We start from the raw sequence: 15,979 nt of genomic DNA, 5'->3' as shown, positions 1-15,979 counted from the left end.
TAATTGTATTATGATAGATACATATCTAGATTTTGTTTTAATGTGATCGTTCTTTGGAAAATATCTCACCTATTATCACGAAAATTTTCACCTGGAAATTGGCTAACAGCTGTTTTTAAAAAACAGCATCAGAGTATTTAAAGATGATTTATTCCCACAGCTGCTCTCTAAGTCTAGTCCTTAAATATTTATCCACTTAAGTAGTTACAACTATCAATATATTAAATAAACAATTCCATTTCATTATTTTTAGGAGTGAATCCCACTTTTTGATAAAGATGTTTTCCATTTTCGGAACTATGTAACCATACACGTTTTACACCAATATTCTTACATTCATCAATACAAAGCTCAAGCAACTTCCTTGAAATCCCTCTACCTCGATGTTGAGGGATTGTATACATATTGAGTATGTATGCTTCCAAACCATTTAAATTTTCTAAATAGGGAGGTCTTTTAATGATAACTACTCCACTGACACCTACGGTTTCTCCGTTACACTTTGCAATATAGGAGATAAATTCATTATTAGAGAGAGCTTGCTGCAAATATTCTTTTGTTGAAGCTATTACCCGTTGTTCTTCTTGGCTAGATTTTATTTCACCTAATTCTCTTAAAAGTGCTATTCGTAAACTAATAATGCTGTCAATATCCTTTTCCGAAGCTCGGATAAAGTTACAATGAATACCCGACATAAAAATCTCCTCCTTTAAGAACGTTACCTTGTACAGCTTTAATATTCCACGTAAAATGGAAATTTCTTACACCTATCAAAACAATAATACTTCCTTACCTACTGTTCGGTTTAATAAATACTTTCTTTAGAAGTTCCAATATCCATAATAAAAAGACTATGATTAAAGCGCTCTCACATGCACTTAAGCCGAGTACAAACAATAGTGTTCCAAAATCTTCAAGTTCATTAAATCTATAAAATTGAAGTTCCCAACTGGTAAAGATATGATAATAGCCTTTTAAAATAAATATTAAGGGAAAGAAGATCCAAAAGTATTTATTTATACTTTTAGACAATTGCAATTCCAAATAATATACCTCCTTTGCACTTGATATCACCATAAAATCCCGACCTTTATAAATTTAAAAAAGCATTTCCTTATTCAAGATAAGTGCTCTATTGCTGAAGAATATTTTACCTTAAATGTGGCTAGCAAAAATTTATTGATTAATAGGTACACGTTTTTCAAAAGACAGTCCCAAATAGCGATAGTTTATAGTCACCATATTTATCTCTTTGTTATGGATAACAGTTAAACCATAACTTTTATCATCTTCAGTAGCAGTACCGTTATTAACTTCATCTAACTGTGATGATGGAGAGGTATTTGGCTCAATTACTACATCTTTAATATTCGTAATGCCATACTCCCTCGCCTCCCCTTCTAAATCATCAGCTACAATGAAGCCTTTTAACGGATTGCTCAACTGAATTTTTTTATCTTGTGGTTCTTCATTATTATTTACTAGGACGTCGTTAATTTTCACATGACTAAAACCTTTATTTCCGATACTTATAACAACGAATGTTAAATCCCCTGATGAAGCAATTGTTCCACTAACTAGTGGAGGATTAATTTTTATAAAAGAAAAAATACCAATTAATAGAACGACCAGAATGAAAATTGTTATCAAAAATGTCTTCTTCAATTCCTTACTCCTCCATTCAAAAGAAAAATCATACTATGAACGTTCCTGTCAATTTTCAAATATGATAAAAACGTGATAAGTGTTTTAGTTAGTTTGTTTAAAATTAATGAAAATTAGATCTACAACACTCACATCCGATTGTGAAATCTCTTTACTAGACTGATATTTGGTTAGTTTAATAACACTTTAGTTTTTCAGTGCTATATAGTGAGTTGAATTTGGATATAGGTCTTCCTTTAAAAATCCAAGAGAGGAATAAAAAAGATCAGCTTGTTTGGTATCTGTGTGGAGAACTAAAATTTTATAATACTTTACTGCTTCGTTAATGATTTTTTTTATCAACAGACTTCCAATTCCATTTCTTCTATATTCTTTCATAACGTAAAATCTTCTTAGTCTACCTATATATTGTTTTTGAGAAAAAGGATCTATATTAAGTCCACCAATGGCAATTAGTTCTTCTTTTTCGTTAAAAACACCAAACAGTGCCTCGCCGGAATTGTTAAAAGTGTTAGACCCATTTTTATAATCATTTACTAATCTTTCAATAAAACGGAAACCCTCCTCTTTGCTTCGCGTTATTAAACTATTTAAATCATATCTAAACAGATCATTTATCTGCTTTACTCTATATTTCTCCATATATCCTCCAGAACAAAAGTCTTTAATAATATTTTTATATTACCTATTCATTAAGTTAGCTTTTTTTGAAATGTTAAATGAGTAGATTAAGTTTGACGTGATCTACTCATTTTTTATTTATTATGTTTGGATTCGATTAATTTAATTGCTATTTATTGCTTAATTAATCTGGATTAACACCGAATGTTAGAATAGCTGTACCTAGAGACTTATGTTTGTTCGTGATCCCGTTATGAACATTAACTTTAACAGTATAGGGGTAGGATCACTATAGATTTCTTAATATCTTTTTCAGTAAAATCCCTAAAAAAACCCCAGGAATTACACATAGCATCGGAAACCAAACTGTTCCCAAACTGATTCCAAATATCTTTACTCTAGCTGAATACATAAGTCCAACAGTAACAAAAAACGCACACACTACAAAGGGAATATAGGAATAAGGATCTCTGCCTCCACCTGCATCCTTATAAGCATCCCACATCGAAAAGAAATAAACACAAGGATAAAACATGAGCCATTGGTATTCGGTATGTTCAATAGCTTTACTTATATCCCCATTAAAACTAAAATAAATAATCATATTAAAATGGGATTGTACATTGATGATAATTTCCAATAATATAAATATTATCCCTTTAAGATACTTTCCGTTAAGTAATTGACCGAAACCTGGAAATGCTATACTCCATAACAATTTTTCTTTTGAATTCACATTTGTTTGACCCTTTTTAAAATATTTTTTGTTTGATTTCATATATGAGAAATATTCAAAACCATACATTTTTATAGTTCGTTACTTCTATGATTGTCATACTCAATTTTAAATCTATATTTTTTTCTTCATTAACTCATCTCTGTCGACTGCATGAGGGGGTCTTTCCATCCAAGCATGCTTAATTAGGAGATTTAAACCGTCCTCTGCGTAAAGTCCGACCTCTCCTTGTAAACGTACATAATCTGCACCAATATCACGTCTTGGACTGGCAGATATGGCAGTTCCATAGTTTCCCATTCCAGCAGCAGACATCATGGAAATTTGATATAGCATTAATTTATCAGAAAAAGGAGATTCTGTTATGTCTTGAACTAGTGGATCCCAGGTTATAGGGACAGGGAGATTATTTTCATGTAAGTATTCACCAAATACTTTAATTTGTTTCATTGCTATCTCTTTACCTCTTCTGAAATAATCTCTAATTTCCTTTAAATTCGTAACCTGAGCGAAACCAGTTATAACCGCTGTACCCATATAATTAGTTTGAATATTAGAATAAAGGTGAGTAATCTCCGGGGCTGTTAGAGGTCTTTGTTTCCCCCACCACCCAGCTAGGAAGTGTTGCCTTTCAACCATATCTACTTCTTGCAGATATGGAATATAAGGTGAGCGAACTTCCAGACCCTTCGTAAGAAGAAGATCTGTTGTCTCATTAAATAATTCCATTGTAGAGGAAATGCAAGACATAAAGTGTTCTCTAATGTCCTTACGGAATGTATTTGGCAAAACGGCACCGTAGGTTACTAGAGCCCCTTTTGTCATATGTTTTGTATAGAATAAAAAGAACTCATCTGAAAACAGCCTAGGAGCATCCACATTGACATCATTTTCAGTAAACCCAAGAGGGATAGCATGACCTTCTTCTTTAAAAATTTCCTTAACAACTCGTACATGCTGTTGAGCTAAATCTAAAGCATGCATTAATACTTTTTTGATTTCCTCATCTTCGGCTTTAGCTAAATAATACTTATAAACACATACAAACATGGTATCAGCAATATAATTTGCCCACAAACCACCTACTTCAGACGAAGTTAAACGAATATGATGATCTTCCATAAAAATACCTCCAGTTTAATAACTATTGGTATTATCCCCATAAAAAGGTATTTAATGAATTTTTTCTGTAGTTTCAAAAAGCTAATTGAAAATCCAAACTCTTTGTAAAGGTGTTAAAATTGAGATAAACTCTCTATTGCTTAAACTCGTTAAGCCAAAAATATTCAAGACTTTCGAATAACTCTTTCTCTAAGTAAATATGGTACTGAGGATTTACTTTTTATCAATCCCTTTGAATTGGTTATGTGTATGTACTCTTCTGCTTCCTGTGAATCCATCCATGTAATTTCTTCGATTTCATCTGGCATTGAAATATTTATGTCGCCACCAATTATTTTCCCTCTAAAAGTGAAGAAAATCGCGTGATGTCCTCTTTCTTCAAAAAACGCTTCACTTACAGAAAAAACACCATCTATCTCCACATCTAAGCCTGTTTCTTCTTTTACTTCACGAATTGCTGCTTCTGCTAGTGTTTCTTCTGGTTCAACTGCTCCTCCAGGAAGAGTATAATAAGAAAAGTGGTCTCCCTTATTTTTAACCATTAATACATTCTTCTCCTGCTCATCAAAGAGAAGAACATATGTGACATCTACTCGTTTCATACTTAAAGTTCCCCCATTTTAGTATTAACTGTTCAAAGCCGCTCTTAATTTGACCAAGTTGTACCACCGTTCTCCACCATGTTGAGATTCAGACAGGCCATGATTAACAAACCCCATTTTTTCATAAAAAGAAACTAATTCTTGTTTACATGTTAAAGAAATTCCTTCTCTTTCATTATCTAAAACAAGCTCTTCTATTTTCTTCATTAATATCTGAGCAACCCCTTTTTTTCTTGCCTGTTTGGACACAGCTAATCCTAAAATACCCTGATATCCGCCTCTTTTCGGATTCTCCTTGATTTTCTCAAAAAGATCATCGGTAATATATGGTTGATTCATAATAGGACCATTAATATAACCAAGGATCATTCCTTCCTTTTCTGCCACAATAAAGGTATCAGGTATCAGCTGAATCCTCTCTACAAATGCCTCTTTCGTGGCAGCTTCTTCTATTGGAAAACCTTCATTCTCAATAAGTAACAGCTGTGCCAAATCTGTAGTTTGAACATTTCTTAAAGTAATCACCTTTTAGATAAGCTCCTTTGCTATTGATTTTAATGCAATGTTTTTGTGTTTTATTGTTACTCCTCCACATACCTTTTTATGGGAGGTGTTTTTAATGAAAGCAAGAAGCTTATTTGCATCCATCGGAATCTCTCTCGTTACGTTTGCCGTTTTAGCTTTTTACGATGAATCACATATCTTTTACAATATTATTTGTTCGTTTGCAGGTCTTTTCATTTTAAGTCTGAGTCATAGATTTTTAAAATGAAAAGTGGAAAAACCAAACCTTAGAATGATGATGCAGCTATAAAAACAGTTTACTTACTAGAACTGTTTATGTCGCTTTTTTCCATCAACTCAGTAAGTCCTATATTTAAAATAAACGCTTTTCCTTGACCAGATAAGCACTAAACTGTTGAAGAATATATTTTTTATAGAAATAATGTAAAATGAAGAAATTAAATTACTCTAGGTCTAATTAGTTTTCGTTCTTCGTTTTTTGAACAAGTTCAGAATTACTTTTCGGGCATAGCGAATTCCACAGATACAGCACTACTGCATTCTTTAATTTCTAAAAATATTTTATGAAGGATTTCTGAAGCTCTTTCATTTGATTCGTATTTCCCTAAATCAATATTCTCTTCATATGTCGAATTTCTGACAACACCTACTATTTTCTTTCCTTTTACAGTGACTTCATTTACTTTTATCAATCTTTGTTTATCTTGTGTGTAAATCCATAGCATAAAAAACCATCCTTTTTTTATATCTCTGTTTCCTTTCATATACTTACGGTATTACTTGATAAAAGTTTCACTTTTATTCACTATCTTGTCCTACGTTTGATTCATATTTAGAAATTTTACGAAGTGTAGCTAGTGTTTTGCTTATTATAAATGCTGGTTTCTAACTAAGACATTTAGAAAAGACTAAAAGGAAAGGAAACTTGCCCCAACTAAAATCCTTGTCATTACTGGATCCTTTGTTTATTTAAGCATCCCTCTTTAGCTATTCATTCCATTGCTTTACACTTAATCTTTTATTATACTTCTCTTAGCAGTTCTTTTTAGGGGTGAAAATTTGTACGAGATTATTTCGGATTTATTGAATATCTCCACTTTATATACATTATATGCTAGCTTTCTATTAAGCTTAACGATTAAATATATTTGGACTTGGCATGTAGAATATGATTTTATCGAAACAGCATGTGCCTCGTCTTCAAAGGTAAATATAACTTTATCAACACCTTCTATTCTGCAGATTTATGAGTGGATGTCTAACTCATTATTAGGTTGGATTGCAAGATATATTCGCAGAAAAGAAAGTTCAGGTGACGATTCTGAAGGTTTTCATTCTTTCTCTTAAAACTCATTTTTAAAAAATGACTGGAGGAAGAAAGATGAAACGTACTAAAAACCTTTTTGTTATGATTGTAGTGATGATATCTGCCTTTGTACTTTCTGCATGTTCTGCACAGAATTCAAATGGGGATGGTTTTTTTCAAAATGTATTTGTTCATCCATTTGGATCAGCCATTCATAGTATCGCTAATTTATTTAATGGCAGCTTTGGATTGTCAATCATACTGATTACACTGATTATTCGACTAATTTTGTTGCCATTGATGTTAAAACAGTATAAAAATCAACAGCAAATGAAGGAAAAGATGGACTTATTAAAGCCTGAAATGGATGACATCCAGAAAAAGATTAAGGCTGCCAAAGACCAGAAAAAACAACTAGAGCTACAGCAGGAAATGGTTGGATTATATAAAAAGCACGGAGTTAATCCACTTTCTATCGGCTGTCTTCCAATGCTTATTCAAATGCCGATCTTGATGGGGTTTTACTATGCAATCAGGGGTTCAGAAGAAATTGCGACACACTCGTTCCTATGGTTCAGCCTAGGACAGCCGGATATTTGGATTACGGCAATTGCGGGGATTGTTTACTATGTACAATTTAAAGTATCGATGTCGAATATGCCTACTCAAAATCAATCTCAAATGAAAATTATGGGGCTCATATCTCCGCTTATGATCGTGATGTTCTCTCTAAATGCTCCGGCAGCACTCCCTCTTTACTGGGCAGTCGGTGGAATTTTCTTAATTTTTCAGTCCATGTTAGGAAAGAGATTATACAAGCCAAAACCAAGCAATGCAGTTAAATCAGAAACCGTATAGCAAAAATAAGCCTGTTAGTCATCAATGCTAACAGGCTTATTTTTTATTTATATGTTGATAAAATATAGAGACATCTGGCTTGCCAATCAGGCAAGCATACACTGATATGACGATTAGTCTACTTGAACTTATTTTTTGTCCAGATACTATAATAGTCGGAAATAATGAAATCCCTTATGGAGATAAAGTCAAACATTGATAGTGTGGTTGTCTTTATTAAGTGGGGATAGTAATATACCATATCCTTTCTATTGTATGAATATGTATATTAAACTAGTAAATAATTTAATTACATGATTTACAATGTACCCTATCGTTTAAATATGTGAATAAAGATTTTAAGGGAGTTTCATTGACTTTCAATGCCGAACTTTTCCTTAATAAGATCGTTGAACATATTGTTGTTAATTTCTTTTTTTTGTACTTTTCCATCGATCGATTCTGTGAACGAAGTATCTGTTAAAATGATGTTTCCTCGTTCTGTTAGTCTAGTCACTAATGGTTTCTTATTAAAACTAGATGCGGGATGCTCTACTATTATGTTTTGTACTTCATTAAGTTCTGAGAGATCCATAACTACTTTTGTGGTATCAAAAGCATAACCAAGCTTCCACTCATCGTGCTTATGTTTTAACTTCATATAGAAAACGTAATTACCATACTCAGTGTTGGCCTTTTCCACTCTGAATTCACCATTACTCGATTTAACTGTGTCCCCAATTAGTGGCACTGGTTTTAATGGTAAGTTTCCTCCGAATCCAGTATCGATCAAATATTGTTGATTATTGTAAGTTAGTATTATTATTACATGTGTTCTTCCAGTTTTACTCCACTGTTGAACGATAGGATCATAGGTAACACCTCGAAGGAGGCTCGCATTGAAGCCATTTTCAACTAAGAATAAATAAAAAATAGAATTTAGCTCATAACACAGCCCACCTCCGTTTCGATTAAGTATTTTATTTGCTAAATTCCCTTTTGTAATATCAGTTGTCCTTTTATTTATGATACACAAATTTTCAAAAGGGATTGTTCTAGCAGTCTTTTCAAGAATAATGTCCAAATGTTCAAAGGTCACATTCTCAGTTTCTGGGATACCTATTCTATGACGAAACAGCATATTTAACTTGTCCATTTATCATTTATTCCCCTAATATCTAGAGTAACCTCATATTACAAGGTTCTAATTACAGTATTGTATGGAAAAGGAATTCATGTCAACTTAATAATCTTAACGTAGTGATGGTAGATATATTCACCTACTTTATATTTCTAAAAACTAACTAAACTCCAAACTGTTTTAAATGATGGTCAAGGTGCTTGTATATTCCTTTCCCCCACTGCTCGGAAGTGAGTTTACCAAAAAAAGGATGAGGATGTGTCGTACACTTCTTTGGACCATTATTTTGGAAAGTTATAATTTTTTGTTTCAGTTTTTCCTTCTCTGTCTCAAATTCTTTTGCATCTTCAATCAAAATGGTCGGAATTGTGGACATATTTTTGGCTAATGGCTTGTCGTTATACAGGATTGGTTTTACAAAGTTTCCTATTAATATCCCTAACCAACCTCTCGCTGGAAAAGAATGTCCCATTGCAATGTCTTGAAAGGCAGAGCAATGTGCTAGCATTTGGGCAACATCCATTGTACCCCATTGTGGTTTTGAATTTGGACTTAATTTGTCAATTCGGTTTAACATTTCCTCAGAATGCAATTGAATAAAAATATTTTTCATTTTTGCCACTCCCTTTACCAATCTATTTCAATATCGCCATAAAAAATTCATTTATTCTGATCTGATTCAATAGATTGCATTTTTAACCAATATTCCAAAACAATAATAACATAATATTCCAATTACAGTTGAACATATTATTCAATTACATAACCTTAGCTCAAAGCTTCTGGAATCATGGTTAGATTAGATTATTTTTTAATTTTGAAGCCTTGGACTAGAAAAGCGCAATTATCCTCAATAACGTAGCCTGTACTGACTTTATGACATCATATTTTTGTCTTGCGAAGTTCTATTATGAATTAATCTAGTCATTCTAGAATATATGTAGGTAAAAAAAGTAAATGGAGGGATTATGATGGCTTTTGTTGCCATTTATACAGTGGGCAGGTTAAAACATTCATATGAACATCCTGCCTCTCGTGAATTTTTTGAGGTCGGAAACGAAGTAATACGACAGGCTGCTAAAACTGGGGATCTAATAAAAGAATTTTCACCTAGTAGAGTCCTTTTCCCTGAGAAAGCAATCAAAGGAGAGGGTCCCCCTATTCTCACACTAACAGTATGGAAAAATCTTCAAACCTTATACCGTTTTACTTATTCAGGTCATCATATGAACGCTTTACGTGAAAGGAACAAGTGGTTTGACTCTCTTCAAGCAAGACAACCAAATTATGTGGTGTGGTGGACGGAGAAAGTAACGGATGTTTCATGGAAGGAGGCTTTCAAGAGATATGACTTTTATATTCAACATGGACCAGCTCCTTTTGCATTTGACTTTAAATCCGCATTTGATGAATTTGGAGAGAAGATCTTGCTTAAATAGGTGGGGTCAATTCTCCTGTTCTGTGTAGGTAGCAGAGTATCTCCTTATTGATCAAACCTGACTGTCGTTTAAGTGCATTTTTATTACACTTTCACATGAATATCCAGTTAAAAAACTTAATTCTTTTAGAACAAGCGAAGGCTACTTGTTACCCTATTTCTATTTAGCTATAAGTTAGTCTTTGGAAAGATTGTCAATCGCTTGAACAGCTAGCTCCATCGCTTTAATTCTGCGTTCTAAAAGTGTTCTTTGGGAACTGCCTGCCTTTAACTTCGCATAACTGTTCTCAATTGATGGAAATAAGCCAGTAAGAACATTGCGAGCTTCTGCTACATCTTCCAGGGAGTATTGATGAGGTTTTTGATTCCAAACGTTTTCCAGTATAGCTAAGCCGATATAACTGGCTTTAAGTCTTTTCTTTACTAAGTTAGTATTCGCAGCTTTCTGCGTCATCGTAACCAAGGTTTTTTCGAGTTTTCTGATTGTCGATTGAAAGGATTTTATTGATTCCAGTTTATCTACATTTGATATGTTTTCCATATTATTGCGTTCTCCCTTATTTTGCTTGAACTTGATGAAGTCGTTAAGAACCTAATTTCACTTGCAATTTTTTCACAAAACACCAAGTCCTTTAAGATATTTCTATAAATCTGTCTTCATAAACGAAAAGTTAACGGGTTAATTATGTAAGATACTCTTTTGTCCAACAATCTGAAAACCAATTATGAATTAATGGCTTTTAATCACCAAACGCAAATATTATTTCTGTTTCGCAAACTAATTCTCCGTCAACTGTAGCTGTTCCTTTCCCTTTTCCAATAGGACCTTTTAGTCGAGTGATTTCAACCTCAAGACGGAGTTGGTCTCCTGGTTTCACTTGTTGTTTAAATCGACATTTATCTATACCTGCTAACAGCCCTAATCTTCCTTGATTTCCTTCTTTTGTTAACATCACAACTGCACTTACTTGGGCTAGAGCCTCTACAATTAATACACCAGGCATAACTGGATAATTAGGGAAGTTTCCGTTAAAAAATTCTTCATTCATAGTCACATTTTTTATCCCAACTGCTCTTTTACCTTCTTCTAATTCCAGAATTCTATCTACTAAAAGAAATGGATAACGATGTCTAATAACTTCCATAATTTTTTGAATATCTAACATCATTTAACCCCCCGTAACTATAATATTTTTTTAAATCATTTATTTTATTTTATCACTTGGTATTAATAGTTTATACTAATATTGGAAATTTTTTTAACAGGACTTCTTTGTACTTTAAATACAGAATTTAGTCTATAATTCACTCATGCACCTGTTAGCTTATGAATAAAACAAAAAAACACCCAGCTATTGGATGCTTCTAATATATTAAATAACCAAATTCAAAATTTCTTTTACCCATTCTGGATTTTCATCTACCCCATATTTTAGACATAAACTTTTATGTATTTTTATAAATTCAGGGACTATACTTTTCATTACTTTTAGTATGTCATTTGCATTTCTACTACAATTCCATTCTGCTAAAAGAAATAATTGCCTGTCATTCAGTTTACTTCTTTTTCCTTCTAGTTTTGCCCAATCTCCAAAAGAATTAGGTTGTATTCCTGCTTCCATATACCAAGCTGTAGTCATTGATAATCTTACATTATCTATACAGTGTAGAGCATAATAAATTTCATTTCTCATTACTCTTCGATAGGCTTCATGAATATAAGCAATAAATTTCGTTCTCCAAATCTCTATTTCATCAACAGTCGGAATGTAAGATAAAGCTAATGATTCCTTCAATATGTCATTTATCAATCCTGAAGAATCTTTTACAATTTTAATATTTTGAAGCCATACTGACGGTTTAATATCTTTGTTTTTATAATAAAAATTATCTACTTTTATAAAAGCATTATAATGAGCAATACTATGTGTTGCCCAGGGAAAGTCTTCAAAAAATAAAACATTACCCCAATTCTTCGCTCTCTGTTTTTTGTTAATCCTGTATTCCTCAAACACTTCATCTTTAACCACAATACGAAGGTCTATGTCCGAGTATAGGTCAGCGTTTTGATTTCCGATTGACCCTCCATAAAAAATAGCCAGGACATTACGATCATTTGTTAAATCTAACTCAATTGCTGCTATTAATTCTTGCCGATGTTTTGGAATATCTAAGTCTCTTTCTTTAAATTTAGTTTCTAATCCCACACATTTTATACCAGCTCCTTAATTTGGATTAAATCTATATTTCTTTGGGAATGGTAAAAAGTTTATATATAGTAGCAAGTTAAAGGAAATTCACAATATTTTTTATTCTGTCATGCATAGTAAGATGAGGGATTGGCAGATAAGGTTGTAGCTCTTTCCAGCTATGCTCATCCTCTTCTACTCCGTTATTTTCAACTAATAAACGATACCCATAATCTGCAATTTCTTGTAAACACCAGCGATATAAATAAAACTCAACTATTTCAGGATGAATAATCGTGTCAGGACGATTATTCAAGTAAGTAGAAATGAATTGTTCGAAATCTAATGGTTTACCATCAACTTCTAGGAAAAACATCAAGTCTCTTTCAACAGGAGCAAACGCTATTTCTCCCCAATCAATAAAATAGAGTTTCTCATTTGGACCACGTAATATATTAGAAAAGTTAGGATCTCCATGAGTGATCGTTTGTTTAAATTGTCTTTGTGAGAATTTTTTTTGGCCCGTTCTCATTTTTTCAAGAGCAGTCTCTATGTCTTTTCTTTCTTTTATAAACAATGAAGCTGTTTTCCGCTTGCATAGATTTGAGCTAAAATCTTGTTTTTCTGCTACATTTAGTAGATATAAAATTTTCTTCTCAAATGGATTTTGAAACGTTTCTTTAGGTAATTGGTTATTGTGAATACTAACATTATGAAAATCTGCCAACGTTTTTGCTATTTGCTCTAAGTGGCTAGTAAATTCACTTGTTTCATACAAAGATGTACCCTGAATAAATGGATACAAAGAAATCCACATATTATCGAACGTAACAATGCTTTTTTGTTGTGATGTCTGGATTGGTGCAACAACGTAGTCTTTTTTATATTTGTACCTTAAATCTGAAACAGCTCTTAACGAATTGAAGAGATCTAAGTGCTCATTAGATTTCTGAGCCTTTACAAAATAATGATTATTACGATCCGTTTTAATTGAATAGCAGTACCCATCTTCCCCTTTTGGTATAAAGCGAATAGAGCTTATTCTCCCAATTTGGTAATTTTCTTCGATAAACTGAGAAAAAAATTCGAGGTTCAATCCACTATTATCAAACTTCATGTTAGGTCCACCTCTTCTTACTTTTTCTTAACAGTTAGAATTCCTATAAGGTTAAATCAAAATAACAGTAAAAATGAGAAATTACACTTTAGATTAATATAAATCAATAAAAAGTGGATAACTAAATTCAGTTCTATATTGAATAATAACTTCAATTGGTTCTTCATTATTTTGTTCTATACTCAGACTATCTTTGTCTTTCATTATTCCTTCGTACCAAATTTGATTACTACTGTTTCTTTTTAACTCTTCTGTACCATTGAAATATATTTCAAATTCTTTTGACTGGTAGTGTTTATATATTTCTTTTTCACTCAATTTAGTTACTATCTTTTTGTATGCAACAACAGTTGGATAACCTCCGCTTCCCCAAGGACCACCTCCATAGAGAACTCCGTAATCAAAATCTTGTTCTATGACTTCTGTTTGTTCCGGCAATTTAAATTCTAAGAGTTCATTTGCATATTTTTTAGCATAAATATACTTTTGACCAACAAAAACGTAAAACAAAAACAAAATACATATCGTAACAAAGACAAATGGAACAGCTAATAATACCTTTACACTTCGTTTCACAAAAAACACCTGTTTTCTTAAAGCTTTATGAATCATTTATAATATTCAACTAAAAAAGCATTAATTCCTTCTGGGATCAGTGCGTCGAACTAACAGATCCAGATAAATGTTTGGCTGGCTTTTTCACGTTGGCCCGTTTTCAGAAGAAGTGAAAATGATAGTACCAGAGTTTAGTTCCCCTTCAAAAATGCTGGATTGTTAAAGACTCTATTGATTAAAGCACCCTCTAACGCAATGGCAAAAAACGATTTCATTTATAGAGGTACACTGTTTATCAAAGTTTTTTCCATTACAACAGTGTTCACTAAAATGCCATTAGGGTTGGTCACAGCTTCCTCTTTCGTTATAGAATAGCCCAGTGACTTGTACAAACTAATATTTTTAGGTAGGGACACTCGGACACGGCATTCAATTTTTCCTATTGAATGGTTGTAAGCATATTTTTCAAGCCACAATAACACTGCTTTCGCTATTCCTTTTCCTCTTGCTAATGGTGTCACCGATAACCGTGAAAAATATAGAGTATCCTCTTTCATTGTAAATCTACATGAACCAACCGAAACCCCATTAATTGAGCATAGTAAAGCTTCCTCCAAATTACTCTTTACAGCTTTTTGTAACGCTTCTAATGATTCATTTAAGGCACTGGAAGGAACATCAAAGGTTCGATATTCTTCAAACGCTTCTAACATGAGATTGTAAACAACAGGAATGTCCGTATCTATCGCGATTTTAATTTCCATATTTTTTCATACCCTCTTCCAATGGAAATATAGAAACTCTCTCTTTTAATATTGTCCAAGAAGAAAATCAACAGAAAGGCAGCTGGATAATCTTAAACACGTTCGTTAGGGAAAGTTTTGTTTTTAAAATAAAGTATTTCATTAATTAATTTTGATCGTATAATATTAAGATAACTAAGCCTCTGTAGCTCTAGAAGGGAAGAGCGCCGTAAAACATTGTAGGAACGGGTCGCAAGGCAAGGGTTTCAGAAGCACCGAAAAGCAAATTAGCTGAGTCAGGTGGAACTCCTGTCGGTGAAATTCCGTAGGGAAGCGTGTTCTTTCCCTAGCCTATGCTTACGAAAGGAGTGCGGGTTCGAATCCCGTCAGAGGCATTTCCAAATGGATTTTTTAAAAAATTCTTCCTTTTGTCAATAAGCGGCCATTTGTGGGGTAGTAAAAAAGGAGGCCATCCTTTTTGGACAACATCCTATCCTCTAAACACTTTTTTCACTTCCGAGATGGTAGCTACAACTCATTGAAAACTATGAGAATACTGCAATTTTACGTGCAATCGATTCCGTTAAACGAGATGCTACTTTTGGAACAGCCCATTTAATAATTGGTGTTATCACAGCACCCGATATTCCACCTGCATGTACGTTTACAGTACAAGTCATGGTTGTTTTACCATTCATATCTTCTGCAGTAAAATGACCGCTTCCTGTGAAATTATCAGTTAAACCTTTTAGTTCAAACTTTATATTTGAAGGTTCATTCCATTCGGTAATATCTACCTGTGCTTTTATTGTTTTTTTAATACCTTTCACTTTACCTTCAAATGTCCAAATAGATTGCTTGTCATTAATAATTTCATGTTCTTTATAGGCTGGTACTGACGTTGCCCATTTTTCAAGATCACTGACATAATCCCAAACTGCTTGTACATCTACTGGAATTTCTACTGTATGTGTTCCCGTTGCCATTATGATCCCTACTTTCACTATGTATGAAAATTGCAAAATTTACATTTCACAAAACAATTATTACATAAAAATCATCAACTTACATCACTAATTAAAACTACCTTTCTTTTTTAGTTTTATTCTCCGTGCTTAATATGTAATCTCAGTGCTGATTTCCCTTTTCCCTAATATAACTGATAAACACATAAAAATATAAGGATATGACAAAAGTGTAAGTTCGGGTAATCCATACTGAACAATGTTCCTGAAAAGCCCTCTGACGTTTTATCTACTCATTTTCAGTTGTGTTATTTGATATTTTACACGAAGTTCAAACATCAAGAATAATAGGGAGTTTCCTCCCTTCTTCCAAAAGAACTATATAAACGGCTTATTAAACAAAGGGGCCGTTTTCTG

Annotated in this window: 21 protein-coding genes; 4 read left to right on the top strand and 17 right to left on the bottom strand. The window is 32.9% G+C overall.

Annotation, left to right across the window (positions count from 1 at the left end; all coding sequences use genetic code 11):
* Positions 1–221: 221 nt before the first annotated feature.
* From BK577_RS15200 to BK577_RS15165, 7 genes are all read right to left on the bottom strand, one after another.
* On the bottom strand, positions 222–695 hold the full coding sequence (locus BK577_RS15200; protein WP_078433736.1) for a GNAT family N-acetyltransferase: 474 nt from the start codon (positions 693–695) through the stop codon (positions 222–224).
* A gap of 481 nt (positions 696–1,176) precedes the next feature.
* Positions 1,177–1,665, bottom strand: a complete 489-nt coding sequence (locus BK577_RS15190) for a hypothetical protein (RefSeq protein ID WP_078433734.1) — start codon at positions 1,663–1,665, stop codon at positions 1,177–1,179.
* Positions 1,666–1,851: 186 nt separating this feature from the next.
* Entirely contained in the window at positions 1,852–2,307 is a 456-nt protein-coding gene (locus BK577_RS15185; protein ID WP_078433733.1) for a GNAT family N-acetyltransferase, read from the bottom strand.
* Positions 2,308–2,575: 268 nt separating this feature from the next.
* Positions 2,576–3,022 (bottom strand): hypothetical protein, encoded by a 447-nt coding sequence (locus BK577_RS15180; RefSeq protein ID WP_180321222.1) that lies wholly within the window; start codon positions 3,020–3,022, stop codon positions 2,576–2,578.
* Between the two features lie 114 nt (positions 3,023–3,136).
* Entirely contained in the window at positions 3,137–4,144 is a 1,008-nt protein-coding gene (locus tag BK577_RS15175) for a DUF3231 family protein (protein ID WP_078433732.1), read from the bottom strand.
* A gap of 164 nt (positions 4,145–4,308) precedes the next feature.
* Positions 4,309–4,746 (bottom strand): NUDIX hydrolase, encoded by a 438-nt coding sequence (locus tag BK577_RS15170; RefSeq protein WP_078433731.1) that lies wholly within the window; start codon positions 4,744–4,746, stop codon positions 4,309–4,311.
* A gap of 24 nt (positions 4,747–4,770) precedes the next feature.
* Positions 4,771–5,271 (bottom strand): GNAT family N-acetyltransferase, encoded by a 501-nt coding sequence (locus BK577_RS15165; RefSeq protein ID WP_078433730.1) that lies wholly within the window; start codon positions 5,269–5,271, stop codon positions 4,771–4,773.
* A gap of 94 nt (positions 5,272–5,365) precedes the next feature.
* On the opposite strand from BK577_RS15165, the gene BK577_RS26035 reads away from it, so the two are divergent.
* On the top strand, positions 5,366–5,518 hold the full coding sequence (locus BK577_RS26035) for a hypothetical protein (protein WP_169908294.1): 153 nt from the start codon (positions 5,366–5,368) through the stop codon (positions 5,516–5,518).
* 247 nt (positions 5,519–5,765) lie between these two features.
* On the opposite strand, the gene BK577_RS15160 is transcribed toward BK577_RS26035, so the two are convergent.
* Complete coding sequence (locus BK577_RS15160) at positions 5,766–5,996, bottom strand: hypothetical protein (RefSeq protein WP_078433729.1); 231 nt, start codon at positions 5,994–5,996, stop codon at positions 5,766–5,768.
* Positions 5,997–6,330: 334 nt separating this feature from the next.
* Here BK577_RS15160 and BK577_RS15155 point away from each other — a divergent pair, with 334 nt between their 5' ends.
* Together BK577_RS15155 and yidC are read left to right on the top strand one after the other, a co-directional pair.
* Positions 6,331–6,618 carry a hypothetical protein gene (locus tag BK577_RS15155; RefSeq protein WP_078433728.1) on the top strand — a complete coding sequence of 96 codons (288 nt, stop codon included), beginning with the start codon at positions 6,331–6,333 and terminating at the stop codon, positions 6,616–6,618.
* Between the two features lie 34 nt (positions 6,619–6,652).
* Positions 6,653–7,435, top strand: coding sequence for a membrane protein insertase YidC (yidC, locus tag BK577_RS15150; RefSeq protein ID WP_078433727.1), 783 nt, complete (start codon positions 6,653–6,655; stop codon positions 7,433–7,435).
* A 349-nt stretch (positions 7,436–7,784) separates the two neighbouring features.
* On the opposite strand, the gene BK577_RS15145 is transcribed toward yidC, so the two are convergent.
* Positions 7,785–8,570 carry an arylamine N-acetyltransferase family protein gene (locus BK577_RS15145; RefSeq protein ID WP_078433726.1) on the bottom strand — a complete coding sequence of 262 codons (786 nt, stop codon included), beginning with the start codon at positions 8,568–8,570 and terminating at the stop codon, positions 7,785–7,787.
* Positions 8,571–8,718: 148 nt separating this feature from the next.
* Positions 8,719–9,168 (bottom strand): DUF1569 domain-containing protein, encoded by a 450-nt coding sequence (locus BK577_RS15140; protein WP_078433725.1) that lies wholly within the window; start codon positions 9,166–9,168, stop codon positions 8,719–8,721.
* 358 nt (positions 9,169–9,526) lie between these two features.
* Here BK577_RS15140 and BK577_RS15135 point away from each other — a divergent pair, with 358 nt between their 5' ends.
* Positions 9,527–9,994 (top strand): DUF3291 domain-containing protein, encoded by a 468-nt coding sequence (locus BK577_RS15135; RefSeq protein ID WP_078433724.1) that lies wholly within the window; start codon positions 9,527–9,529, stop codon positions 9,992–9,994.
* 174 nt (positions 9,995–10,168) lie between these two features.
* Here the strand turns inward: BK577_RS15135 and BK577_RS15130 are convergent, their stop codons facing one another.
* From BK577_RS15130 to BK577_RS15100, 7 genes are all read right to left on the bottom strand, one after another.
* Positions 10,169–10,534, bottom strand: a complete 366-nt coding sequence (locus BK577_RS15130) for a hypothetical protein (protein ID WP_078433723.1) — start codon at positions 10,532–10,534, stop codon at positions 10,169–10,171.
* Positions 10,535–10,733: 199 nt separating this feature from the next.
* Entirely contained in the window at positions 10,734–11,159 is a 426-nt protein-coding gene (fabZ, locus tag BK577_RS15125) for a 3-hydroxyacyl-ACP dehydratase FabZ (RefSeq protein ID WP_078433722.1), read from the bottom strand.
* 207 nt (positions 11,160–11,366) lie between these two features.
* Complete coding sequence (locus tag BK577_RS15120) at positions 11,367–12,200, bottom strand: hypothetical protein (RefSeq protein ID WP_078433721.1); 834 nt, start codon at positions 12,198–12,200, stop codon at positions 11,367–11,369.
* A 79-nt stretch (positions 12,201–12,279) separates the two neighbouring features.
* A complete protein-coding gene (locus tag BK577_RS15115; RefSeq protein ID WP_078433720.1) occupies positions 12,280–13,299 on the bottom strand; it encodes a phosphotransferase enzyme family protein in 1,020 nt (339 codons plus the stop codon).
* Positions 13,300–13,392: 93 nt separating this feature from the next.
* Entirely contained in the window at positions 13,393–13,875 is a 483-nt protein-coding gene (locus BK577_RS15110; RefSeq protein ID WP_139367355.1) for a hypothetical protein, read from the bottom strand.
* Positions 13,876–14,129: 254 nt separating this feature from the next.
* A complete protein-coding gene (locus BK577_RS15105) occupies positions 14,130–14,618 on the bottom strand; it encodes a GNAT family N-acetyltransferase (RefSeq protein ID WP_078433718.1) in 489 nt (162 codons plus the stop codon).
* 524 nt (positions 14,619–15,142) lie between these two features.
* Positions 15,143–15,583: an SRPBCC family protein gene (locus BK577_RS15100; protein WP_078433717.1), complete on the bottom strand. Its 441-nt coding sequence runs from the start codon at positions 15,581–15,583 to the stop codon at positions 15,143–15,145.
* Positions 15,584–15,979 lie beyond the last annotated feature (396 nt).

Source organism: Metabacillus halosaccharovorans (genome assembly GCF_002019635.1).
GTDB lineage: Bacteria > Bacillota > Bacilli > Bacillales > Bacillaceae > Metabacillus > Metabacillus halosaccharovorans.
This window is presented reverse-complemented; position numbering and strand designations above follow the sequence as displayed.

Coding starts and splice junctions, on each gene's coding strand:
- BK577_RS15200 (WP_078433736.1), bottom strand. CDS start 695: ATGTCGGGTATTCATTGTAACTTTATCCGAGCTTCGGAAAAGGATATT.
- BK577_RS15185 (WP_078433733.1), bottom strand. CDS start 2,307: ATGGAGAAATATAGAGTAAAGCAGATAAATGATCTGTTTAGATATGAT.
- BK577_RS15175 (WP_078433732.1), bottom strand. CDS start 4,144: ATGGAAGATCATCATATTCGTTTAACTTCGTCTGAAGTAGGTGGTTTG.
- BK577_RS15170 (WP_078433731.1), bottom strand. CDS start 4,746: ATGAAACGAGTAGATGTCACATATGTTCTTCTCTTTGATGAGCAGGAG.
- BK577_RS26035 (WP_169908294.1), top strand. CDS start 5,366: ATGAAAGCAAGAAGCTTATTTGCATCCATCGGAATCTCTCTCGTTACG.
- BK577_RS15160 (WP_078433729.1), bottom strand. CDS start 5,996: ATGCTATGGATTTACACACAAGATAAACAAAGATTGATAAAAGTAAAT.
- yidC (WP_078433727.1), top strand. CDS start 6,653: ATGAAACGTACTAAAAACCTTTTTGTTATGATTGTAGTGATGATATCT.
- BK577_RS15145 (WP_078433726.1), bottom strand. CDS start 8,570: ATGGACAAGTTAAATATGCTGTTTCGTCATAGAATAGGTATCCCAGAA.
- BK577_RS15140 (WP_078433725.1), bottom strand. CDS start 9,168: ATGAAAAATATTTTTATTCAATTGCATTCTGAGGAAATGTTAAACCGA.
- BK577_RS15135 (WP_078433724.1), top strand. CDS start 9,527: ATGGCTTTTGTTGCCATTTATACAGTGGGCAGGTTAAAACATTCATAT.
- BK577_RS15130 (WP_078433723.1), bottom strand. CDS start 10,534: ATGGAAAACATATCAAATGTAGATAAACTGGAATCAATAAAATCCTTT.
- fabZ (WP_078433722.1), bottom strand. CDS start 11,159: ATGTTAGATATTCAAAAAATTATGGAAGTTATTAGACATCGTTATCCA.
- BK577_RS15115 (WP_078433720.1), bottom strand. CDS start 13,299: ATGAAGTTTGATAATAGTGGATTGAACCTCGAATTTTTTTCTCAGTTT.
- BK577_RS15105 (WP_078433718.1), bottom strand. CDS start 14,618: ATGGAAATTAAAATCGCGATAGATACGGACATTCCTGTTGTTTACAAT.
- BK577_RS15100 (WP_078433717.1), bottom strand. CDS start 15,583: ATGGCAACGGGAACACATACAGTAGAAATTCCAGTAGATGTACAAGCA.